A 21866-nucleotide genomic window follows, 5' to 3' on the forward strand; every position below is an offset into this window, starting at 1 on the left:
TGCACTCGGATTTGAAGCCATCACGTACCATCACGCATGATGCAGCCGCATGAATGGCATGCCTGACGTCGGCATTCGCATCGATGGCGCGTGAAAATCTCAACGATCTGCAGGTCTTCGTCACCGTGGCACGCGAAGGCAGCTTCACCCGTGCCGCCGCGCAACTGGGCGTCTCGCAGTCGGCGTTGAGCCATACCGTGCGCGCATTGGAAACGCGGCTTGGCATTCGTCTATTAACCCGCACCACACGCAGCGTGTCGATGACCGAAGCCGGCGCGCGTCTATTCGAGACTGTGGCACCGCGGCTGGAAGAAATCGACGACGAACTCTCGGCGCTCACCGAATTTCGCGACAAACCGGCAGGCACCATCCGCATCACCACCGCCGGCCATGCCGCCGATGCCTACATCTGGCCGGCGCTATCGAAGGTGCTGCCCGACTATCCCGATCTCAAGATCGAGGTCACGGTCGATTATGGGCTAGCCGATATCGTCGCCGAGCGCTACGACATCGGCATCCGACTCGGCGACCAGGTGGCCAAGGACATGATCGCGGTGCCGATCAGCCCGATGCAGCGCATGGCGGTGGTGGCGGTGCCAAGCTACTTCGTGCATCACACCATCCCGGCGGTGCCGGCCGAGCTGGCGCAGCACAACTGCATCGGCTTGCGCCTGCCCACGCACGGCGGCCTGCTGCCCTGGGACTTCGAAAAAGACGGACGCGAAGTCAAGGTGCGGGTGGACGGGCAATGGACCTTCAACGGCAGCAGCGCAATCCTGCGCGCCGCATTGGCTGGCGGTGGACTGGCGTTTCTGCCGGAAACCATGGTGCTGGAACATATCGCCGCCGGCCGGCTGCGCCGCGTGCTGGACGACTGGTGCGACCCGTTCGACGGCTATTACGCCTATTACCCCAGCCGCCGCCAATCCTCCAGCGCACTCAAGGTGGTGATCGATGCGCTGCGGCACGATCTGGTGCGTTGACGCGGGCATAAGGGAGGGGTGCCATGGATGCCGCCCTGGAGACAAGGACGTACTTACGGCGTGTCCTGCGATGGTGCGCAGGCATGACTCTGCAGCCACGCCGCAGATCAGCCGCTCTGCACCTGATTTATCCGCACTACTCAATCACTCCAAGACAACCGAGACTTCGCGTCGTCGCGTCGTTTGGATGTAGCCGAATACTCAACAGCCTGGTTAGTCGAGCGCGCGGTGCCCTCGCCGCTCGCGGGACACGCCGTAAACCCATCCCTGGGGGCTCGGTGGCGGCATCCATGCCGCCACACGGTCCCGCAAGCGGCGAGGACACTGCACCAGAGAGTTTCCTGGCTGCTTTGTTGAAAGCCGTGCAACCACCNNNGTCCTTGCCCGCTCACCGTCGCGGGACCTTACGCGGCATGGATGCCGCGTAAGAGCCTACACGGACGTACCTGCGGCGTGGCCCGCGAGGGTGGGCGGGCAAGGACCCTGCAGCCAAGAAGCAGATCAGCCGCTCTACTACTTACCAACCAGCTTCTGCCGCTCCGGGCTGTACCGCTCACCGACAATCGCCACGGCATCCAACGCCTGTTGAATCCGCGCAAGATCCTCGCCGCTCAACGTCACAGCAGCGCCGCCCAAATTTTCTTCGAGTCGATGCAGCTTGGTGGTGCCGGGAATCGGCACGATCCACGGCTTGCGCGACAGTAACCACGCCAATGCGACCTGTGCCGGCGTTGCATCTCTGTCTGCCGCGATGGCCTGGATGCGCTCGACCAGCGCCTGATTGGCCTGCCGCGCTTCGGCCGCAAAGCGCGGTACCTGATTGCGGAAATCGTCGTCGGAAAATTGCGTCTCGGCGTTGATGGCGCCGGTCAAAAATCCCTTGCCAAGTGGGCTGAACGGCACAAACCCGATCCCGAGTTCTTCCAGCGTCGGCAGCACGCTGGTCTCCGGCGCGCGCCACCACAGCGAGTATTCGCTTTGCACCGCGGTCACCGGCTGCACCGCGTGCGCGCGACGGATGGTGTCGGCACCGGCTTCGGACAGGCCGAAATGCTTGACCTTGCCTTCGGCAATCAGGTCCTTGACCGTGCCGGCAACTTCTTCGATCGGCACCGCCGGGTCCACGCGATGTTGATAGAACAGGTCGATCCGATCGGTCTTCAGGCGCGCAAGGCTGGCCTCGGCCACCGCACGAATCCGTTCGCGGCGACTGTCGAGACCGGCATCGGCATGTCCGTTCTTGAAACCGAACTTGGTCGCAATCACCAGTTTGTCGCGGTACGGCGCCAGCGCCTCGCCCAACAGTTCCTCGTTGACGAAGGGCCCGTAGGCTTCGGCAGTGTCGAAGAAGGTCACGCCCTGCTCCACCGCCGCATGCAGCAGCGCAATGGCGTCCTTGCGCGCGGTCGCCGGCCCGTAGCCGTAGCTCAGGCCCATGCAACCCAAGCCCAATGCGGACACCTGTAGCCCGCTGTTTCCCAACTGTCGTGTTTGCATCGTTTACTCCCGCGGCACACGGCCGCATTGGATGAGTCGGCCGCAGGCGGCAACACCGCTGCAGCACCGATGCCACACCATAATCCTGCGCCACGCGCACATTGCACAGCGGCTGGCGCTAACGGTTATGAGCGCGCTTCATCAACGCAGTGGTCGGCATGCGTGTCATGAAGCGAGTGATGGCCGCATACAAACGCGACAGACACATGCAAACAGACCCCGCAAGCGCGATTCCAGCGCGCCTAGAACCCGCTCGGCACTTCGCGCTTGGTTGTGCCCACCGTGCGCGCAACATCCGGCCGATACGCACGCAAGAACAGCGCAACCGCACCGCTCGCATAGCGCTCCTGCTGCTCAGAATCCGCATCCACGCCATCGCCACGCATCGCCGCATTTGCAGGCAAGCCGGTCATCAAGCCGAAAAAATGCACCGAGGCGTCGGGTAGATTGTCGATGACCAGGCTGCCCCGCTCCACTTCGCGCGCCAGCAGCGCGCGCATCATGTTGTCGTAGCGCTCGAAGGACAGCGTCCACATCTCTTCGCGCATCTGGCTGGGCAACAACGGCGGTCGCACCAGGCCATACGCCGCATCGTCCAGCGCGCCGCTGGTGGAGATCCGAAGCACCGCCTTGGCGACCGCCGCCAGGCGCTGCTCCAACGGCGCCTGCATCTCCAACAACGCGTCCCATCGGTTGGGCGATGCATGCGCCAGCGCTTCCAGCGTGGTGCGGAACAGCACCTCCTTGGACGCGAAATGCGCATACACCGTGGCCTTGGACACCATCGCACGCTCGGCGATGGTGTCCATGCTGGTCTTGTCGAACCCCTGGCGCGGAAACAGCTGCCGCGCCGCCGCCAGAATCGCGCCACGTTTGTCGTGCGGCGCGCGCCTGGGCGGGCGTGCAGGCGCGGCATCAACGTCCGCCTCAGCCATTGGGCTGACCTGTCGCGGTGGTAGCCACATTGGGCTCGGCCGATTGCAGCCAGCCGCCGCCCATCGCCTTGTAGAACGTCGCCAGATTGGTGAAGCGCGACAGCTGCGTGGTGATCAGGGTCTGCTGCGCGCTGTACAGCGAACGCTGCGCATCCAGCGCCTGCAGGTAGCTATCCACGCCGCGTTCGAAGCGCGCCTGCGACAGCCGGTAGCTGTCGGCAGTGGCATCCACCAGCGCCTGTTGGGCCTGCAATTGCCGGCCCAGGGTGTCGCGCTGCGCGAGCGCGTCGGACACTTCGCGGAACGCGCTCTGGATCGCCTTTTCGTATTGCGCCACTTCGATAGCGCGATTGGCCTTGGCCATGTCCAGATTGGCGCGATTACGCCCGGCGTTGAAGATCGGCAACGTCAGCGTGGGCACAAAACTCCAGGCGCGCGTACCAGAATCGAACAGGTTGGACAGACTGCTGGTGGACGAGCCCTGCGATGCGGTCAGGCTGATGCTGGGAAAGAACGCCGCACGCGCCGCACCGATATTGGCATTGGCCGCACGCAAGTTGCGCTCGGCCTCCAGAATGTCCGGGCGACGTTGCAGCAACTGCGACGGCAACCCGGCCGGCACGCTGGCCAGCACATTGCCGTCCACGCTGGCGCCATCGGGCAAGGCACGCGGCAACAGCTCCACCGGCACCTGCGTGCCCACCAGCAGCACCAGGGCATTGCGATCCTGCGCCACCTGCGCGGTGTAACGCTCCACATCCACGCGTGCGGTTTCCACCGTGGTCTGCGCCTGGCGCAAGGTGAGCTGCGAGGCCACGCCCAACTCGAAGCTGCGTTGCTGCAAGCGATAACTATCGCTCTGGCTGCTCAAGGTGGACTGCGCCAGTTGCAGCAACTGCTGATCCGCTGCCAGCGTCAGATAGGCGGTGGCCACTTCGGCCACCAGGCTGATATGCGTGCTGCGGCGGGCCTCGGCGGTGGACAGAAACTGCTGCAGTGCCTGTTCCTTCAGGCTGCGCACGCGCCCGAACAGATCCAGCTCGTACGCACTGACGCCGATGTTGGCGCTATAGGTACGAAACACCTGCGGCTGGCCCGGAATCGCCAGCTCCGACGGTGTGCGCGCGTTGTTGGAAGTGCCGGTGCCCTGCACCGAAGGCAGCAGCGCAGCGCGCTCCACCCGGTACTGCGCGCGTGCCACTTCGATGTTGAGCGCGGCCACGCGCAGATCGCGATTGTTCTCCAATGCCAACGCGATCACCTGCTGTAGCGCGGGGTCGGTGAACACCTGCCGCCAGCCGATGTTGGCGATGTCCGTCGCCTCGTCGGTGCCAGTGTTGGCGGCGTCGGTGGCGTTCGAAGCAATCGTGATATCGGTGCCGGCAAAACGTTCCGGAACCGGCGCGTCGGGCCGTGCATAGCGCGGCATCAGCGTGCAACCGGACAGCACGCTGGCCACCGCGATCGCGGTCAATGTCATGCGAATCGGGGTCATCTCAGTGTCCTGTCGGTTGCGGGGCGGGTGAAGTGGGCTGTGGTCGGCGCTTGAACAGGCCCATCACCAACACGAAGAACAACGGCACGAACAAGATCGCCAGGATCGTGCCGGACAACATGCCGCCGATCACGGCGGTGCCCAACGCATGCTGCGCGCCTGCACCGGCACCACTGCCGAGCACCAACGGCACCACGCCCAGGATGAAGGCCAGCGATGTCATCAAGATTGGCCGCAAGCGCATGCGTGCCGCTTCCAATGCCGAGTCGATCAGGCTCTTGCCGCTTTCATGCAGCTCCTTGGCGAACTCCACGATCAGGATCGCGTTTTTCGATGCAAGACCAATCGTGGTGAGCAGGCCCACCTGGAAGTACACATCGTTCATTTTCCAGGTCAGCATCGCGCCCAGCAGCGTGCCGAACACACCCAGCGGCACCACCAGAATCACCGAGAACGGAATCGCCCAGCTTTCGTACAACGCGGCCAGACACAGGAACACGATCAGGATCGACAGGCCGTACAACAGGCCGGTCTGGCCGGTCGAGGATTTTTCCTGCCGCGACAACCCGGTCCACTCATAGCCAATACCCGGCGGCAATTTGGCCGCCGCCGCTTCCACGATCTGCATCGCCTCACCACTGGATGCCGCGCCGGGCAGCGCCATGCCCAGGATTTCCACCGACGGCACGCTGTTGTAACGCTCCAACCGCGGCGAGCCCGATTGCCAGCTAGCGGTGGCGAAGGCGTTGAACGGCACCATCGTGCCGGCGCTGTTGCGCACGAACCAGCGGTCGATGTCCTGCGGATTCATGCGGTACACCGCATCGGCCTGCAGCATCACCTTCTTGACGCGCCCCTTGTCGATGAAGTCGTTGACGTAGGTACTGCCCCACGCGCTGGAGAAGGTGTTGTTGATGTCGGCAATCGACACGCCCATGGCCTGCGCCTTGTGCGAATCGATCTCCAGCTTGAACTCGGGCGTGTCTTCCTGCCCGTTCGGGCGTACCGCCACCAGGCGCTTGTCCTGCGACAGCTCGCCCAGCAATTGATTGCGCGCCTGCATCAAGGCCTCATGACCGAGATTGGCGCGGTCCTGCAGCATCAGGTCGAAACCGGTGGCATTGCCCAACTCGGATACCGCCGGCGGTGCGAACGCGAACACCCTGGCATCGCGGATGCCGGCGAAAAAGGCACCGGCCTTGCCAGCAACGTCAGTGACGCTCTGGCCCTTGCCGGTGCGCTCGTCCCACGGCCGCAGCTTGACGAAAGCCAGGCCGGTATTCTGGCCGCTACCGGCAAAACTGAAACCGGACACGGCGAACACGCCAGCGACCGAATCCTTCTGGTCGACCAGAAAGTGATGTTCCACCTGCTTGAGCACCTCACCGGTGCGCGCATCGGTGGCACCGGGCGGCAACTGCACCAGCACGAACAGCGTGCCCTGGTCTTCGTCCGGCAAAAAGCCCACCGGCAACTTCATGAAACCGAACACCACCAACGCCAGCAGCGCGGCATAGGCAAGCATGTACCCCCAACCCTTGCCCAGCATGTGACGCACCACGCCCTGGTAACGGTTGTTGCCACGATCGAACACGCGGTTGAACCAGCCGAAGAAACCGGTGGTGGCCAGTCCATGGCCTTTTTTCACCGGCTTTAGCAAGGTGGCGCACAGGGCCGGGGTGAGGATCATCGCCACCAGCACCGACAAGGTCATGGCAGACACAATCGTGATCGAGAACTGCCGGTAGATCACACCGGTGGAGCCACCGAAGAACGCCATCGGCACGAACACCGCCGCCAGCACCAACGCCACGCCCACCAGCGCACCAGAGATCTGATCCATCGATTTACGCGTGGCTTCCTTGGGCGACAGGTGTTCTTCGCCCATCACGCGCTCGACGTTTTCCACCACCACGATCGCATCGTCCACCAGCAAACCGATCGCCAGCACCATCGCGAACATGGTCAGCGTATTGATGGTGAAACCGAACACCGCCAGCACCCCGAACGTGCCCAGCAACACCACCGGCACCGCAATGGTGGGGATCAAGGTCGCGCGGAAGTTCTGCAGAAACAGATACATCACCAGGAACACCAGCACCACCGCTTCGATCAGCGTGTGCACCACCTGCTCGATGGAGATCCGCACAAACGGGGTGGTGTCGTACGGCTTTTGCACCTTCATGCCGGGCGGGAAGAACTTCTCCTGCTCTTCCAGGCTTTTGTCGATGGCGCGCACGGTATCCAGTGCGTTCGCACCGGTGGCCAGCTTGATCGCCAGACCGGCCGCCGGCTTGCCGTTGTAGCGGCCCACCGTGTTGTAACTCTCGCTGCCCAGTTCGATGCGCGCCACATCGCGCAGCCGCACCTGCGCGCCATCGGACTGCGTGCGCAGCAGGATGTTCTCGAACTGCTCGGCCGTCTTGAGCCGGGTTTGCGCAGTGATGGTGGCATTGAGTTGCTGATTGGCCACCGCCGGCAACGCACCCAGCTGGCCCGCCGAGACCTGCGCGTTCTGCGCCTGGATCGCGGTGCGGACATCCACCGGAGTCAGGCTGAAATTATTCAACTTGTTGGGGTCCATCCACACCCGCATGGCGTACTGCGAGCCGAACAAGGTGGTGTCGCCCACGCCTTCGACGCGGCTGATGGTTTCCTGCACGTTGGCAGCCACGTAATCGGACAGGTCCGAATCGCTCATGCTGCCGTCTTCGGAAGTGAAGGCCAGCACGTTGAGGAAGTTGGTGGCCGACTTGGTCACCGTCACGCCCTGCTGCTGCACTTCCTGCGGCAGCAACGGGGTGGCCAGCGACAACTTGTTCTGCACCTGCACCTGCGCGGTGTCCGGATCGGTGCCGTTTTCGAAGGTCAGGGTGATGGTCACCGCACCGCTGGATTCGCTGGTGGAGGCCATGTAGCTGAGGTGGTCCAGCCCCTTCATCTTCTGCTCGATGACCTGGGTGACGGTGTCTTCCAGGGTCTGTGCCGAAGCCCCCGGGTAGTTGGCGGTGATGGCGACGGCGGGCGGTGCGATGCTGGGGTACTGCGCAATCGGCAGTGTGGCGATGGACAGGATGCCGGCCAGCATCACGATGATGGCCAACACCCAGGCGAAGATCGGACGATCGATAAAGAAACGTGCCATGACGTGTGATCCCGCCTCAGTTGGCCGCACGCGGTGCGGTCGGGGCGGAAGGGGTGCCGGCTGCATGACCAGCAGCAGTCGCGGGCTTGCCCTTGGGCTGCCACGGCACGGTCTTGACCTCGATGCCGTCGCGGGCGCGCGAGACGCCTTCGACCACCACCTGCTCGCCGGTCTTCAGGCCACTGCGCACCAGCCACTGGTCGCCGACTTCGCGGTCGGTTTCCAGTACACGCAATTGCAGCTTGTGATCGGCACCGACCACGAACGCGGTCGGCTTGCCGGCGCCGTTGCGCGAGACCGCCTGCTGCGGCACCAGCACGCCCTGCTCCTTGATACCCTCCTGCAGCACCGCGCGCACGTACATTCCCGGCAACAACTCCGCATTCGGGTTCGGGAACACCGCGCGCAAGGTGATCGAGCCGGTGTTCTGGTCGACGGTGACATCGGAGAACGCCAACTGGCCCTGCAGCGGATAGGTGCTGCCGTCTTCCAGCAGCAGCGACACCTTGGCGGCGGCGTCGCCGGCCTTTTCCAGATCGCCGCGCGCCATCGCCTGCCTGAGCCGCAATAACGCCGCGCTGGGCTGGGTGACGTCGATATAGATCGGGTCCAGCTGCTGGATGGTGGTCAGCGCGGTGGCCTGGTTGGCGGTCACCAACGCACCGGGGGTCACGCTGGAGCGGCCGATGCGACCGGAGATCGGTGCATCCATGCGCGCGAACGCCAGGTTGATGCGTGCAGTCTCCACGCTCGCCTTGCCGGCGGCCACATCGGCCTCGGCCTGGCCCAGCGCAGCGTCGGTGTCGTCGCCCTCCTGCTGGCTAACCGCCTTGATCTGCACCAGTTCGGTATAGCGCTGGGCCTTGAGTTTGGCGGTGCGCAGATTGGCCTGCGCCTTGGCCAGGGTGGCCTGGGCGCTGGCGTAACTGGCCCGATAAGTCGCCGGGTCGATCTGGTACAGCGTTTGCCCGGCCTTGACGTCGCCGCCCTCGGTGAACTGGCGTGTCTGCACGATGCCGCCCACTTGCGGGCGAACTTCGGCGATCAGGTAGGGAACGGTGCGTCCGGGCAGCTCGGTGGTAAGCGTCACCGGCTGCGGTTTGACGGTCAGCACGCCCATCTCCGGCATGCCCTCAGCCGGCGGCGGACCTCCCGGCGGGCTGCCGCAGGCACTCAGCAGAACGGTGGCGGCAACGGCAGCGGCAAGCACAGGCAGGCGAAACGAAGCATGAGGACGCACGAGAAGGTCTCCGACGGGACGCATGAGGATTAAATCTAAACGGTACGGTTTGGTATCCTAATAAGCTCATCCGTAGCCGTCAAGCATTCCTGCCCAGTCGGTATACTTAAAGTTCAAAAGTGGAGTGAGTGGATGCGGGTCAGAACCGAAGAAAAACGCGACGCCATCGTGCAGGCTGCCAGCGAGGTCTTCCTCGAGCTGGGCTTTGAAGGCGCCTCGATGTCGCAGATCGCCACCCGCGTGGGCGGCTCCAAGCGCACGTTGTACGGCTACTTCCCGTCCAAGGAAGAGCTGTTCGTGGCGTTTGCCAAGGACATGTCCGACCGCTATTTCGACCCGCTGCTGAGTGCGCTTTCGCAAAGCAGCGGCCCCGTTGCCGAGGCCCTGCAACGGTTCGGCGAGGACGTGCTCACCTTCTTGTGCGCAACGCCCAACATCACCAGTTGGCAGACCATCATCGGGGTATCCGGCAGATCAGACGTCGGCGCGCTGTTTTTCAGCGCCGGTCAACAAGAAGGCATGCAGCGCTTCGCCGAATACCTGCAGACCCAAGTGGACTGCGGCCTGCTCCGCTGCGACGACACCCTGCTTGCCGCCCACCAGTTCGCCGCCCTGCTCGAAGCCGAAACCCTGATGCCCTGCCTGTTCGGCGCGCTCAAGGATCCCTCACCGGAGTATCTCCGCGATGCGACGCAGCGCGCAGTGGAGCTGTTTCTGGCGGGCTATGGATGCAAGAACACCTCTGCGGCGTGATGCGCGGTGGTGCTGCGTCTGCGCACTGCCTGCAACTAAGGGGCTAATAGAACTACTTCACGCCAGCCTACTGCACAGGCCGGCGGATCTGCTGCCTGGTTGCAGGGCCCTTGCCCGCCCACCGTCGCGGGACACGCCGCAAGTACGTCCATGTAGGCTCGTATCCATGCCGCGTAAGGTCCCGCGACGGTGGGCGGGCAAGCACCAGTGGAGATGGTCGGTGCGCATGGTTGCAAGCAAAGCATGGTGTGTTATTTGGACAACGCTGCGGCCCATCAGCTTCGCAACGCAAAACGCAACGCGATCAACAGGTAGGCTTTCATCAAGCTACCGACCAACTCTCTGGTGCGGTGTCCTCACCGATTGCGGGACCGTGTGGCGGCATGGATGCCGCCACCGAGCCTACATGGACGTACTTGCGGCGTGTCCCGCGAGCGGTGAGGGCACCGCGCCCTCGACCCAAGCAGTGTTTGATCTGGACCTCTGACTGCATCCACCAAGAGACGGCCGACAAAACCACTGCACTCACTGACAGGCGCTCGCTCGCCAGGTTTTTGTTAGCCGCTCTAAGTGAACCACCCTGCGCTTGCCTGGCGATCCTTACTCGGCCACCGCGCACTTGGCGCACAAGCCATGCACTTCCAGCGTCTGCGCCTGCGGCTGGAAACCCAGTGCCTTGGCGCGGGCTTCCAGTTGCGAGACCACGTCGCGGTCTTCCAGCTCCACCGCGCTATGGCAGCGGTCGCAGATCAGGAACGGCACCGAGTGCTGGGCGCTGTTGGGGTGGTGGCAGGCAACGAAGGCGTTGACCGATTCGAGCTTGTGCACGAAGCCATTGGCCATCAGAAAATCCAGCGCGCGGTACACCGTGGGCGGCGCGTCGGCGCCGACGCCCTTGCCTTCGCGCACCCAGTCCAGCAGCTCATAGGCCTTGACCGGCTTACCGGCATCGGCGATCAGCCGCAGCACATTGGCGCGGATCGGCGTCAGCCGCAGGCCGCGCTCGGTGCACGCGCGCTCCACCGCGCGCACGAAGCCGTTGGCGTCGTCGACGTGGTGATGCGGTGCAGTGCAGGCGTGTTCGTTGGTTTTCATCACAGGCTCCGGCGGTCAGCCCGCTCCTATCTTGATGAGTGCCGCATCGATGCGTTTCAAGGCGCCCTCGCGTCCGGCCAGGTACACCGTCTGCGAAATGTCCGGGCTGACCTGGGTGCCGGTGATGGCCACGCGCAGCGGCTGGGCGACCTTGCCCATGCCCAGTTCCAGCGCGGCGGCCGCATCGTGCAGCGCAGCCGAGACACTTTCCACACTCCATTCGCTGACGCCGGCCAGCAGTTCGCGCGCCTTGCCCAGCGGCACTTCGGCGCCCAGCTTGAGATGCTTGATCACCGCGGCTTCGTCATAGGTTTCCAGCGGCTGATACCAGACCACGGCTTTTTCGGCCATTTCCTTCAAGGTCTGCACGCGCTCGCGCAGCGCCACCACCACATCGGCGGCGGCCGGGCCAGCAGCGACATCGATGCCGAGCTTGGCCAGCTGGTATTCCAGCTGCGGGGCGATGCTGGCCGGGTCGTCGGTCTTGAGGTAATGCTGATTGACCCAGCCCAGCTTGGCCATGTCCAGCCGCGCAGCCTTGGAATTGACGTCCTTGACGTCGAACAGGTCGAGCAATTCCTGCTGGGTGAACAACTCCTGGTCGCCGTGCGACCAGCCCAGACGCGCCAGATAATTGATCAACGCATGCGGCAGATAGCCGGCGTCCCTGTACTGCATCACGTCGGCCGCACCGGTGCGCTTGGACAGCTTGGCGCCCTGCTCGTCCAGGATCATCGGCATATGCGCGAACTTGGGCACCGGTGCGCCCAGCGCCTCATAGATGTTGATCTGGCGGGGGGTGTTGTTGATGTGGTCGTCGCCGCGGATCACCTCGGTGATGCCCATGTCCCAGTCGTCCACCACCACTGCGAAGTTGTAGGTGGGGAAACCGTCCGGGCGGAAGATCACCATGTCGTCGAGCTCGCTGTTGGCGATCTCGATGCGGCCCTTGATCAGGTCGTCGAACACCACCGTGCCGCCGATGGGATTCTTGAAGCGGATGACTCGGTTGGGGTCGTCGCGGTACGGCAAGTTCTGCTCGCGGGCGGCGCCGTTGTAGCGAGGTTTTTCCTGCTTGGCCATCGCGGCCTCGCGCATGGCGTCGAGCTCGGCGCGGGTTTCGTAGGCGTAATAGGCCTTGCCCTGCGCCAGCAGCTGCTCGGCGACCTCTTGATAGCGGGCCACGCGCTGGGTCTGGTAGATCGGGCCTTCGTCGTAGCCCAGGCCCAGCCACTCCATTGCCTCCAGGATGGCGTCGATCGCCTCCTGAGTGCTGCGCTCACGGTCGGTATCTTCGATGCGCAGCACGAACTGCCCGCCGCGGTGGCGTGCCTCCAGCCAGCAATACAGGGCGGTGCGGGCGCCGCCGATGTGCAGGTAACCGGTGGGGCTGGGGGCAAAACGGGTGCGGCAGGTCATGGAGCGCTCGGCGAAACGGGTGTCGACCGATTTTACCTTGCGCAGCGCAGACCTGCCCGCTTGCGGCTCAGCGGTTGCGCAGCAGGTCGCCGTAGACCACGCAATCGCCACCACTGCGCGCCGGGCCTGGCGCGTCGTACAGCACCAGCCAACTGGGCGTGTTGCCGGCCAGGTGTTTGGGAAGGTTGCAGATCGCCTCGGCACGGTCGCTGTCGGTGCCATGCGGCAGCACCGCCGATTCCAGCAGGTCGTGCTGAAAGCGCACCGGCGCCTGGTTGGCAGCCAGCACCGCACGCGCGTCCGGCCATTTGAACAGGCGGATTTCGCCGTTCAGCACCATGGTCGGCCCGGCCAACAGGTACAGATCGTCGCCGGAATAATGCAGGTCGCGGATGCCCAGCCCGCCCAGTTGCAGGAAGTGCTTGCGCAACAGCGTGCCGTCTTCGTCCAGCGGCGCCAGGCGTAGATGATCACCATGCGCCTCGACCCGGATCTCCAGCATTGCCGACCAGCCGCGCAGCACCGGCCCGCGCAGGCCCAGCAACAAGCCCTGGCCGTCCACCACGATGCCTTCGATATCGAAGCCGTTGTCCTTGCCCGGGATCTTCAGAAATGGGCCGAAATGCGGGTCGTCGGCCAGCAGGTCGGTGAGCTGGTTGTGCTTGGCATCGCCCTTGAGTCGCAGCGCGCGACGGCCGTCGGCGGCTTCGCGTACCAGTCGCGGGGTGCCGTCGGCATCGCGTTCGATCGGCAGACAGGCCAGCAGGCGACGGTTGGCATCGAGTTTGAGCTTGGTCAGGCGCTTGGCGTTTTCGGCATCGTCGCGACTGCGTTTGGCGTTCTTGCGCTTGAGCCCATGCGAGCCGATCACCCACAGAAATCCATCCGACAGCGCCATGCCTTCCAGATCCGCCTCCTCGGCCGCCTCGCCCGGCAGATCCAGCAACTCGGCCAGCGCAAAGCTGTGCCCTTCGCCGAAGCGCAGCGTCTCGCGCTGCACCGGATCGAGCTTGCGCAGGCGATCCACCGCGCAGGCTTCGTCGCCGGCCACCCACAGCCAGTCGTCGGTGAAGGCCGCGCCGGACAGATTGCTGTGCACCAGCGCACCGGGCGCGAATTCGAGACGGACGCTGTGCGGAATCAGGGTTTTCTTGGCCATGGGAACCTGGTGGGTGATAGGTCAGTCGAACGCGGCCAGCTTGGCACGCGCCACGTGAGCGGCCAACTGCCCGTGCCAATCGCGGTCGTTGGCGACCTGCGCGTGTGCGCGGCTGGCTTCGAAGGCATCGAAGTCCAGCTCCGCATAGGCCCACACCGCATCGCCGTGCGTCTGCGCCAGCACGCCATCGGCCGGGAAGCCGACATCCATCGGCGCGAACACCGCCGCCTCGCCGGTATTGACGTCCAGCGCCGGGCTCCACGGCGCCTCGCCGGCCGTGACCGATTGCGCAACGAACACGCGATTTTCCAGCGCGCGCGCCAGGCAACCGGTGCGCACCCGCATCGCGCCGGCGGCGGTGTCGGTGCAGCTGGGCACGATCAACAGCCGCGCACCTGCTTCGTATTGCGCACGCACCGGCAGCGGAAATTCGCTGTCGTAGCAGATCGCAATCGCCGCGCGCACGCCATCCAGCTCGAATACCTTCAGCGCATCGCCGGGATCGATCAGCCCGGTGGCCTTTTCGAAGCCGGTGAGTTGCAGTTTGTCCTGCCAGCCATGCCTGCCCTCAGGGGTGAACCAGTCGCTGCGATTGCGGTAGCGGCCCTGGCCCAGGCCCAGCAGAAAACTGCCGGCAATCAGATGCACCTGATGCTGCCGCGCCAGCCCGGCAAACAGCTCCAGCCACGGCGCACGCAACGCCTGGATCGCTGCCAGCGACTCTGGCAAACCGGCAGAAATATGCGTACCGAAGGTTGCGCCCAGCTCCAGCGCCAGATATTCCGGCAGCACCAGCACACGTGCGCCGGCAGCGGCGGCCTCACTCACCAACGCGGATTGACGCGCAGCGAAGGCGGCGAAATCGGCGGGTTTGCCGATCGGGTATTTGGCGACGGCGATTTTCATCTGTTGGCCTTGTTCTGATCGATTGAAGAATGACGACGCGGCGACAGGGTCGTTGGCGGTCACTGCGACAACTTCCGCGTCCATACGCTCAAACTGTGGTCGATCTCGCCATGTTGCAACTCTGCCCACGCCAACTGCACGCGCATACCCGGTTGCGGTACATAGCCACGCTTGCGCCAGAACACATCGTTGGGTCGGTAGTCGGCCGGTTTGCGCGGATCGTCTTCTGCACGTTCCACCGAGCAAAACGCAGTGAGCGCAAATCGGCCCAGCGCGCGTGCATGCGCTTCGCGTTGGTCGAAAAATGCGTGACCGATTCCCTGCCCGCGATACGCCGTCAGCAACACCGATTCGCCAAAATAGAACACGCTGGCCGGGTCGATGCCGGCCGCGCGAAACGGCACGTGAAAAGCCTCGCTGTCGTCGAGCAGCGGCAAACCGGTAGAGGCGCCGATCACCGCATCGCCATCGCGTGCCAGCACGAACACGCTGTCTGGCGAGGCCGCATACGCAGCCAGATAGGCGCGTTCGTAATCGGCATCGCCCTCGTACAGATACGGCCATGCCCGGAACACCGCGATGCGCAGCTGCGCTACCGCATCCAGATGCGGCAACACGTCCGTGCCGCGCACCGTTTCGACGATCAGGGAGGAACCAGTCATACCTGCATGGTAAGCGAGCCTGACCCGCCTGCCACATCGAGCCTCACCGCAGCCAACGGCCGTTGCCCGGACCCGCCGCATCGGGTTGCTGCCATAGCAGCCACACCGCCGCTTCTTCGGCGGCCAGCAGCACCCCGAGCAGTGCATCGGTACTGCAAGTCCAATAGCTGCCGTTGTTCAACCGCTGCCATGGCCCGTAGTTGCGCGTCGGCGCCGTGCGAGGCGGCGCCTTGTGCTGCTGCGCCGCCTGCAAAAAACCGGCTCCGCCCGCGCGCAGCGCCTGTGCGGTGGCTGCATGCAGACGCAGGCCGACCACCCCGCCACGTCCCTCACGGCCGAGCGGCAACGCCGACAACGGCGAACATTCCCAGCGTTGCAGTGGCGCTGCGGGAAGCAGCGCCACCGTGTCGATCCCGGCGGGCAGCAAACGCTGCGCCCGCCGGTGTACCTGTGCGTGAGCGAGCATGCCGGCCTCAGCGCAGGCTGTTGCCAAGCTCGTACCAATCGAGCTTGCGGGTGACCCACATGATGCTGGCCAGGATGCCGAACAGCAGCAACGATCCCATCAGCAGCGCGTTGTCTTCGGAGACCAGCAGGCTGTAGAGCACGCCATACAACGCGGTGAGCATCACCGAGAACCCCGCCGCGCGTGCCCAGCTGCGCAATACCCCGGACAGATAGAAGAACTGCAGACCGATACACGCAGCGGCCGACACCAGATACGCCTGCCAGAACGCGATGTGCTCGGAAAGGCTCAACAGCAGCAGGAAGAAGATCGCCAGCGCCAGACCCACCAGCAGGTACTGCAAGGGGTGGATGGGCAAGCGCTTGATCAACTCGAACAACACGAACGCCACAAACGTCAGCACCACGAACAGGATGCCGTACTTGCTGGCGCGGTCGGCCTGGGTATACACGTCCACCGGGTCGACCAGCCGCACTTCCAGCGTATCCAACGACGATTGGCTGGACTGCAACTGGGTCTGCGCACCGGTGGCCAGCGACGACAGCGACCAGCTGGCATCGAAGCCCTTCGGCCCGATGCTCGGCGCGTTCGGCAGGAAGCGGCCGCCGAAAGACGGGTGTTGCCAGCTGGAACGCAAGGCGATCTCGTTGTTGTCGGCGATCGGTGCGATCGCAAGCCGGCGCGTGCCGTCCAGCACGAACTGCATATCCACCACGTTACCGTCCTGCACGCGGCCGGCGACCGGGTCGGCCAGCGGGCTCAGTTGGGCATGGATCCCTGCCGAGCGATCGGCCAATGCGCCTGCGCCGCTTTCCAGTGCCAGCGTGCGTCCATCCACCTGCAGGCGTGGTGTGCCCACCAGCCCGCGCACATCGAAAATGCCCACCGCCAGTTGCGGCTGGCCATATACGCGGGTCGGCGCGGCGACGTAGTCAAACGGCGCGTATTCGGCATGCAGGGTCGCTTTCCAGGAATACACCTGCACGCGATACAGGCCCACTTCGCGCACCGAGGGCACCATCTCGCCGCTGAGTTTCAGGCTGCGCGGCGTCTGCAGCAGCGCGCCTTCGCGCTTGCGCCACACCTTGCGCTGATTGCCCTGCTCGTCCGGCTCGGTGACCTGCACGTCTTCGGTATACGGCAGCACCCGCACCGGCGCGATGAACTGCTGCTCGCCGGCCTTGCTCTGCGCCACCCGCTCCACCGCCTCGTCGCGGTAGCGGGCGCGGTCCTGCACGGCGCCGCGGATCAACAGCAACGGAATCAGCAACAGCAGGATCAGCCCGCCGATGGTGGCGAACCGCAACAACAGTTTCAGGGATTTCATCGGCTATCTCAGTCTGGGAGGTGGCCAGAGTGCGATGCGCCGGTGTCGGGGGTTTGAGGCGAAATTGAAGCGAATGTGAAGTGGGCGATCAGCTGGCGAATCGTCGTGCCTTGCTGCAATTAGAGCGGCTTACAACATCTAGCGAGCGAGCGCCTGGGTCGAGGGCGCGGTGCCTTCACCGCTCGCGGGACACGCCGTAAACCCGTCCCTGGGGGCTCGGTGGCGGCATCCATGCCGCCACACGGTCCCGCAATCGGCGAGGACACCACGCCAGACAGGTTGCTAATTGTTTTATTGAGAACAGGACACGGCGCCAGCCAGTTTGCTGGATGCTTTGTTGAAAGCCATAAACACCGACCATCTCGACTGGTCCTTGCCCGTCCACCGTCGCGGGACCTTAAGCGGCATGGATGCCGCGCAAGAGCTTACAAGGATGTACTTGCAGCGTGTCCCGCGATGGTGGGCGGGCAAGGCCCTGCAGCAAACCCGCAGCATCGAGGGCGCGGTGCCCTCACCGCGCCAGAGAGTTCGTCGGTAGTTTGATGAAAGCCTACCTGTTGATCGCGTTACGTTTTGCGTTGCAAAGCTGATGGGCCGCAGCGTTGTCCAAATAACACACCATGCCTTGCTTGCAACCATGCGCACCGACCATCTGGACTGGTCCTTGCCCGCCCACCGTCACGGGACCTTACGCGGCATGGATGCCGCGTAAGAGCCTACACGGACGTACTTGCGGCGTGTCCCGCGATGGTGGGCGGGCAAGGGCCCTGCAGCCAGGCCGCAGATCAGCCAGCCGGCAGCCGCAACGTCGCCACGGCACCGCCAGCGTCGCGGTTGTCCAGCGTCGCTTCGCCGCCGTGCAGGCGCGCAACTTCGCGCACGAACGGCAAGCCGAGCCCGGAACTGCGTTGCCCGGTCTGCGGGCGGGCCAGCGAGTAGAAGCGTTCGAACACCCGCTCCAGTGCGTAGTCCGGCACCCCGCTCCCGCGGTCTTCGACCGACCACTGCAAGTGACCGTCGTGCACCTGCGTGCGTAATTGCACAGTGCTGCCTTCCGGCGAAAACGCGACTGCGTTTTCCAGCAGATTGATCAGCGCCTGGCGCAGCAGAAACCCGTCGCCGAGCACGTAGTGCTCGCGCGCTGCATCAGATGCGACATCAATCTCCACCCGCACGCCGGCCGCTGTCGCGCGTGGCAGCACCGCATCCACTGCTGCCTGCAGCAAGCCAGCCACCGCGATGCGCTCGCGCTTTTGCAACCAACCGTGCTGCTCAACCTCGGCCAGTGCCAGCAGCTTGTCGATGGTCTCGGTCAGCCGCAGCTCCTGCGCACGGATGCTGGCGACGAAGTGCTGGCGATCGGCTTCCGGCAATGGCTCGGCCAACAGTTCGGACGCACCGCGAATTGCCGCCAGCGGGCTCTTCATCTCGTGCGTCAGCGACTGCACGTACTGCTCCACGTAGGCCTTGCCTTCCAGCTTGCGACGCATGCTTTCCAGCGCCTGGCCCAGGTCGCCGATTTCATCGCCGCGCGGTTTGGGCGGCGGCACCGGAATGCCCGCACTCACCGCCTGCGCGTAACGATTGAGCCGGCCGATGCCGCGCATCAGCCACCAGGTCATCAAGATGCCGATCAATGCGGAAATGCCGATCAACCAGGCCCCGCGCTGCAAAATATTGCGCTGGCTGGCCTCGATAAACGGGTCGATGCTGCGATTGGGCTGGGCCAGCGTCAGTACGCCGATCAATTGGTTCGCATCGTTCGGTGCGTAGATCGGCGCAGCCACATGCATCACCGTGGCGGTCGGGTCGCCATCGACCTCGGGGCTGGAGCGTGCGCCGTATTCGCCGCGCAAGGTGCGATAGACATCGTTCCAGCGCGAGTTGTCGCGGCCCACGTCGCGACCCAGCGAATCGAACACCACCACGCCGCGTGCATCGGTCACGGTGACGCGGTACGCCACGTCGTTCTTGCGGAACCGCCATACCCAGGCCTTGGGATCGCGCTGCTGCGCCTGTGCCACGTTGCGCGCAAAGCTGCCGGTGGCGATGGTGCCGTCGGCCAATTCGCCGCTGGCCATTTCCGCCAGCACATTGGCCGCATCCACCAGCGTGGATTCCATCGCCTGGCGCACGCCCGGTTTGACCTCGTTGACGAACACCCGCATCACGAAGAACGCGGCCAACCCGACGATCAGAAAGAAGCCCAGGAACAGCTTGAGACCGAGCCGCATGTCAGACCCCCGCCCGAAGAACAACGCGACGCCTGCGCGCGGCCATGCCTACAGCTCCAGCGCGTAGCCAAGGCCACGGTGGGTGCGGATCGGGTCGGCCGGCACGCCGGCCTGGCGCAGCTTGCCGCGCAGCGTCTTGATATGGGTATCGACGGTGCGGTCGGCGCTGTCGGCGCTGGCATCCCAGCCGCGGTCCATCAGCTGCGCGCGGCTGAGGATCGCGCCGGGGCGCTGCAACAATGCCGACAGCAGCGCGTATTCGTAGCGGGTCAGCGGCAGCAGCGCCTCGCCGTAGCGGATGCGGCTGCCCTCGCGATCGATCGCAAACGCGCCATGCGGCTGCCAGCCCGCTTCGACCACTGCGGCCACCGCGCGGCGACGCAGCCGCGCGCGCACCCGCGCCACCAGCTCGCGCGGAGAGAATGGCTTGGCCATGTAGTCGTCGGCGCCCAGCTCGAAGCCGAGCACGCGGTCGATCTCGTCGTTGCGCGCGGTCAGAAAGATCACCGGCACGTCGCTGAAACTGCGCAGCGTGCGACACACCTCGAAGCCGTTGATGTCCGGCAGGCCCACGTCCAACACCACCACATCGGCAGGGTCGGCGCGCAGCCGCGCCAACGCATCGCGACCCAGCAGGCAATGCTCGGGCGCATAGCCTTCGCTGCGCAGCGCGTACAGCACGGTATCGGCAATGGCGGCTTCGTCTTCGACGACGAGCACGCGGGCGGGGGACTCGGACATGGCGCGCAGCATAGCCGCATGCTGGCGCGGCCCGTACACTGCCGCGATGAACTATCGCCACGCCTTCCATGCCGGCAACCATGCCGACGTGCTCAAGCACATCGCCTTGCTGGCGCTGATCGACACCCTCAAGCGCAAGGACACGCCGTTCTTCGTGCTCGATACCCACGCCGGACGCGGGCGCTACCAGCTCGGTGGCGAAGAAAGCCGCAAGACCAACGAGGCCGATGCCGGGGTGATGCGGCTGATGGCCGAGTCGACCCTGCCCGAGGTGGTCGAACGCTATCTGCGCGCGGTACAAGCCGACAACCAGACCGTCGCCCGCCCGTCCACACCCGGCCAGAAACCGGCGCGGCCCACCGCCGGCATCCAGATCAACCACTACCCCGGCTCGCCGTTGCTGGCCGCACAAGCGCTGCGCGAGCAGGACCGCATGGCGTTCTGCGAGTTGCAGCCGGAAGAGGCCGAGGCGCTCAAGCGCCTGTTCGCCAAGGACAGCCGCGTGCGCGTGCATGCCGGCGATGGCTATGAAGCGATTCGCGCCTTCGTGCCGCCGCGCGCGGGCGAGACCAAGATCGGCCGCGGGCTGGTGTTGATCGACCCGCCGTACGAGTCGCAGGAGGCCGAGTACCCGCAGGTCATCCATAGCGTGCGCGAGACCCTGGCGCGCTGGCCGCAGGCGATGTGCATGGTGTGGTACCCGATCAAACTGCGCCGCAGCCTGCAGCCGTTCATGCGTAAGGCCGCCACGCTGCCGGCCAAGTCGGTGCTGGTGGCCGAGCTGCAGGTGCGCCCGGACGACTCGCCGCTGCGCCTGACCGGCAGCGGGCTGCTGATCGTCAACGCGCCGTGGCAGTTCGACCAGGTGCTGGCACCCGCGCTGCCGGTGCTGAAGCAGCACCTCGGCGAGGCCGGTGCGTCGACCCGGCTGGAATGGCTGCGCCAGGACGCCTGAGTCGTCGGGGCTGGGCGCCCTGCGCGCCGGCAAACGCAGCTGCATACTCACGACTGGATCACGGTATCGCTCGGTACAGTGATGAGGGAAGCACTGCCACCCCCTGACGGCCCCCAGCGGCGCACCGGATTCATTCACGGTTGTGCGCTGGGCTGGTGCCAGAATCTTCCGATCTTTAAGGAACACCGGTCATGGCCATTCGCAATCGCATGCCTCCCTGGCATGAAAACTTCAGTCTGCCCAATGGCCGCACGCTCCTGCTCCGCCCGATCCGTCCCGAGGACGGTCCGCCGCTGCAGGGCGCTTTCAGCCTGTTGGGACCGGAGGAAATCCGCGCGCGCTTCGTGCGCTCCTCCGCCGAAATCACGCCGGAGATGGTGCAGCGCCTGACCCATCCCAATCCCAAGAGCGAAATCGTGCTGGTCGCCGCCGAGCAGTTGCCGCCGGGCGAGGCGCTGGTTGGCGCAGTCGCGCGTGCGGCATTGGTGCCGGGCACCCGCCAGGCCGAGTACACCATCCTGGTCAGCAGCTTCGTCGCCGGCCAGGGTCTGGGGCGGCAGCTGATGCGCAAGCTGGTCAAGTGGGCGCGGCGCAAGTACCTGGACTGCCTGTTCGGCGATGTGCTGCAAAGCAACGTGCCGATGCTGCAACTGGCAGAGTCGCTGGGCTTCAAGCCGCAGCCGCATCCGGACTCGCCGGAGCTGGTGCGCATGGTGTTGGAGCTGGATGCCTGATTCGCCAGGATTCGGGATTCTGCTTAAAGCGGGTGATCTGTGGCTTGGTTGCAGTGCCCTTGCCCGCCCACCATCGCGGGACACGCCGCAAGTACGTCCGTGTAGGCTCTTACGCGGCAT

The 21866-nt window shown here is 64.9% G+C and carries 18 protein-coding genes; 4 read left to right on the forward strand and 14 right to left on the reverse strand.

Going from position 1 to position 21866, the window contains the following annotated elements:
• Positions 1 to 83 precede the first annotated feature (83 nt).
• Complete coding sequence (locus FFY45_RS17820; RefSeq protein WP_162498362.1) at positions 84 to 983, forward strand: LysR family transcriptional regulator; 900 nt, start codon at positions 84 to 86, stop codon at positions 981 to 983.
• A 513-nt stretch (positions 984 to 1496) separates the two neighbouring features.
• Here FFY45_RS17820 and FFY45_RS17825 read toward each other — a convergent pair.
• From FFY45_RS17825 to FFY45_RS17845, 5 genes are all read right to left on the reverse strand, one after another.
• Positions 1497 to 2480, reverse strand: coding sequence for an aldo/keto reductase (locus FFY45_RS17825; protein ID WP_176341439.1), 984 nt, complete (start codon positions 2478 to 2480; stop codon positions 1497 to 1499).
• A 242-nt stretch (positions 2481 to 2722) separates the two neighbouring features.
• Positions 2723 to 3415: a TetR/AcrR family transcriptional regulator gene (locus tag FFY45_RS17830; RefSeq protein ID WP_176341440.1), complete on the reverse strand. Its 693-nt coding sequence runs from the start codon at positions 3413 to 3415 to the stop codon at positions 2723 to 2725.
• Positions 3408 to 4910: an efflux transporter outer membrane subunit gene (locus FFY45_RS17835; RefSeq protein WP_176341441.1), complete on the reverse strand. Its 1503-nt coding sequence runs from the start codon at positions 4908 to 4910 to the stop codon at positions 3408 to 3410. Before FFY45_RS17835 ends, FFY45_RS17830 begins: the two co-directional genes overlap by 8 nt.
• 1 nt (position 4911) lies before the next feature.
• Positions 4912 to 8055 (reverse strand): efflux RND transporter permease subunit, encoded by a 3144-nt coding sequence (locus FFY45_RS17840; protein ID WP_176341442.1) that lies wholly within the window; start codon positions 8053 to 8055, stop codon positions 4912 to 4914.
• Positions 8056 to 8071: 16 nt separating this feature from the next.
• Positions 8072 to 9295: an efflux RND transporter periplasmic adaptor subunit gene (locus FFY45_RS17845; RefSeq protein WP_176341443.1), complete on the reverse strand. Its 1224-nt coding sequence runs from the start codon at positions 9293 to 9295 to the stop codon at positions 8072 to 8074.
• 132 nt (positions 9296 to 9427) lie between these two features.
• Here FFY45_RS17845 and FFY45_RS17850 point away from each other — a divergent pair, with 132 nt between their 5' ends.
• Positions 9428 to 10048 (forward strand): TetR/AcrR family transcriptional regulator, encoded by a 621-nt coding sequence (locus FFY45_RS17850; RefSeq protein WP_176341444.1) that lies wholly within the window; start codon positions 9428 to 9430, stop codon positions 10046 to 10048.
• A 600-nt stretch (positions 10049 to 10648) separates the two neighbouring features.
• Here FFY45_RS17850 and FFY45_RS17855 read toward each other — a convergent pair.
• The 9 genes from FFY45_RS17855 to creB all read right to left on the reverse strand — a co-directional run bounded on the left by FFY45_RS17855 (position 10649) and on the right by creB (position 20069).
• Complete coding sequence (locus tag FFY45_RS17855) at positions 10649 to 11143, reverse strand: transcriptional repressor (RefSeq protein WP_023904546.1); 495 nt, start codon at positions 11141 to 11143, stop codon at positions 10649 to 10651.
• Between the two features lie 15 nt (positions 11144 to 11158).
• Positions 11159 to 12562: a glutamate--tRNA ligase gene (gene gltX, locus FFY45_RS17860; RefSeq protein ID WP_176341445.1), complete on the reverse strand. Its 1404-nt coding sequence runs from the start codon at positions 12560 to 12562 to the stop codon at positions 11159 to 11161.
• Positions 12563 to 12629: 67 nt separating this feature from the next.
• Positions 12630 to 13721: a DUF3616 domain-containing protein gene (locus FFY45_RS17865; RefSeq protein ID WP_176341446.1), complete on the reverse strand. Its 1092-nt coding sequence runs from the start codon at positions 13719 to 13721 to the stop codon at positions 12630 to 12632.
• A gap of 21 nt (positions 13722 to 13742) precedes the next feature.
• Positions 13743 to 14627: a carbon-nitrogen hydrolase family protein gene (locus FFY45_RS17870; RefSeq protein ID WP_176341447.1), complete on the reverse strand. Its 885-nt coding sequence runs from the start codon at positions 14625 to 14627 to the stop codon at positions 13743 to 13745.
• A 59-nt stretch (positions 14628 to 14686) separates the two neighbouring features.
• Positions 14687 to 15289 (reverse strand): GNAT family N-acetyltransferase, encoded by a 603-nt coding sequence (locus FFY45_RS17875; protein ID WP_176341448.1) that lies wholly within the window; start codon positions 15287 to 15289, stop codon positions 14687 to 14689.
• Positions 15290 to 15332: 43 nt separating this feature from the next.
• Positions 15333 to 15755 (reverse strand): hypothetical protein, encoded by a 423-nt coding sequence (locus tag FFY45_RS17880; protein WP_176341449.1) that lies wholly within the window; start codon positions 15753 to 15755, stop codon positions 15333 to 15335.
• Positions 15756 to 15762: 7 nt separating this feature from the next.
• A complete protein-coding gene (gene creD, locus FFY45_RS17885) occupies positions 15763 to 17082 on the reverse strand; it encodes a cell envelope integrity protein CreD (RefSeq protein ID WP_176341450.1) in 1320 nt (439 codons plus the stop codon).
• Between the two features lie 785 nt (positions 17083 to 17867).
• On the reverse strand, positions 17868 to 19316 hold the full coding sequence (creC, locus tag FFY45_RS17890) for a two-component system sensor histidine kinase CreC (protein WP_176341451.1): 1449 nt from the start codon (positions 19314 to 19316) through the stop codon (positions 17868 to 17870).
• Between the two features lie 48 nt (positions 19317 to 19364).
• Positions 19365 to 20069, reverse strand: coding sequence for a two-component system response regulator CreB (creB, locus tag FFY45_RS17895; RefSeq protein ID WP_176341452.1), 705 nt, complete (start codon positions 20067 to 20069; stop codon positions 19365 to 19367).
• Between the two features lie 34 nt (positions 20070 to 20103).
• On the opposite strand from creB, the gene FFY45_RS17900 reads away from it, so the two are divergent.
• A complete protein-coding gene (locus FFY45_RS17900) occupies positions 20104 to 21012 on the forward strand; it encodes a 23S rRNA (adenine(2030)-N(6))-methyltransferase RlmJ (protein WP_176341484.1) in 909 nt (302 codons plus the stop codon).
• 191 nt (positions 21013 to 21203) lie between these two features.
• Positions 21204 to 21746 (forward strand): GNAT family N-acetyltransferase, encoded by a 543-nt coding sequence (locus FFY45_RS17905; protein WP_024939889.1) that lies wholly within the window; start codon positions 21204 to 21206, stop codon positions 21744 to 21746.
• Positions 21747 to 21866 lie beyond the last annotated feature (120 nt).

It is taken from the genome of Xanthomonas hortorum, from assembly GCF_011305375.1.
Lineage (GTDB): Bacteria > Pseudomonadota > Gammaproteobacteria > Xanthomonadales > Xanthomonadaceae > Xanthomonas > Xanthomonas hortorum_E.

Bases quoted from the DNA above. Each gene is read 5' to 3' on its own strand.
- FFY45_RS17865 (WP_176341446.1), bottom strand. From the start codon at position 13,721: ATGGCCAAGAAAACCCTGATTCCGCACAGCGTCCGTCTCGAATTCGCG.
- FFY45_RS17900 (WP_176341484.1), top strand. From the start codon at position 20,104: ATGAACTATCGCCACGCCTTCCATGCCGGCAACCATGCCGACGTGCTC.
- creD (WP_176341450.1), bottom strand. From the start codon at position 17,082: ATGAAATCCCTGAAACTGTTGTTGCGGTTCGCCACCATCGGCGGGCTG.
- FFY45_RS17835 (WP_176341441.1), bottom strand. From the start codon at position 4,910: ATGACCCCGATTCGCATGACATTGACCGCGATCGCGGTGGCCAGCGTG.
- creB (WP_176341452.1), bottom strand. From the start codon at position 20,069: ATGCTGCGCGCCATGTCCGAGTCCCCCGCCCGCGTGCTCGTCGTCGAA.
- FFY45_RS17905 (WP_024939889.1), top strand. From the start codon at position 21,204: ATGGCCATTCGCAATCGCATGCCTCCCTGGCATGAAAACTTCAGTCTG.
- FFY45_RS17840 (WP_176341442.1), bottom strand. From the start codon at position 8,055: ATGGCACGTTTCTTTATCGATCGTCCGATCTTCGCCTGGGTGTTGGCC.
- creC (WP_176341451.1), bottom strand. From the start codon at position 19,316: ATGCGGCTCGGTCTCAAGCTGTTCCTGGGCTTCTTTCTGATCGTCGGG.
- FFY45_RS17870 (WP_176341447.1), bottom strand. From the start codon at position 14,627: ATGAAAATCGCCGTCGCCAAATACCCGATCGGCAAACCCGCCGATTTC.
- FFY45_RS17850 (WP_176341444.1), top strand. From the start codon at position 9,428: ATGCGGGTCAGAACCGAAGAAAAACGCGACGCCATCGTGCAGGCTGCC.
- FFY45_RS17820 (WP_162498362.1), top strand. From the start codon at position 84: ATGGCGCGTGAAAATCTCAACGATCTGCAGGTCTTCGTCACCGTGGCA.
- FFY45_RS17855 (WP_023904546.1), bottom strand. From the start codon at position 11,143: ATGAAAACCAACGAACACGCCTGCACTGCACCGCATCACCACGTCGAC.
- FFY45_RS17830 (WP_176341440.1), bottom strand. From the start codon at position 3,415: ATGGCTGAGGCGGACGTTGATGCCGCGCCTGCACGCCCGCCCAGGCGC.
- gltX (WP_176341445.1), bottom strand. From the start codon at position 12,562: ATGACCTGCCGCACCCGTTTTGCCCCCAGCCCCACCGGTTACCTGCAC.
- FFY45_RS17880 (WP_176341449.1), bottom strand. From the start codon at position 15,755: ATGCTCGCTCACGCACAGGTACACCGGCGGGCGCAGCGTTTGCTGCCC.
- FFY45_RS17875 (WP_176341448.1), bottom strand. From the start codon at position 15,289: ATGACTGGTTCCTCCCTGATCGTCGAAACGGTGCGCGGCACGGACGTG.
- FFY45_RS17825 (WP_176341439.1), bottom strand. From the start codon at position 2,480: ATGCAAACACGACAGTTGGGAAACAGCGGGCTACAGGTGTCCGCATTG.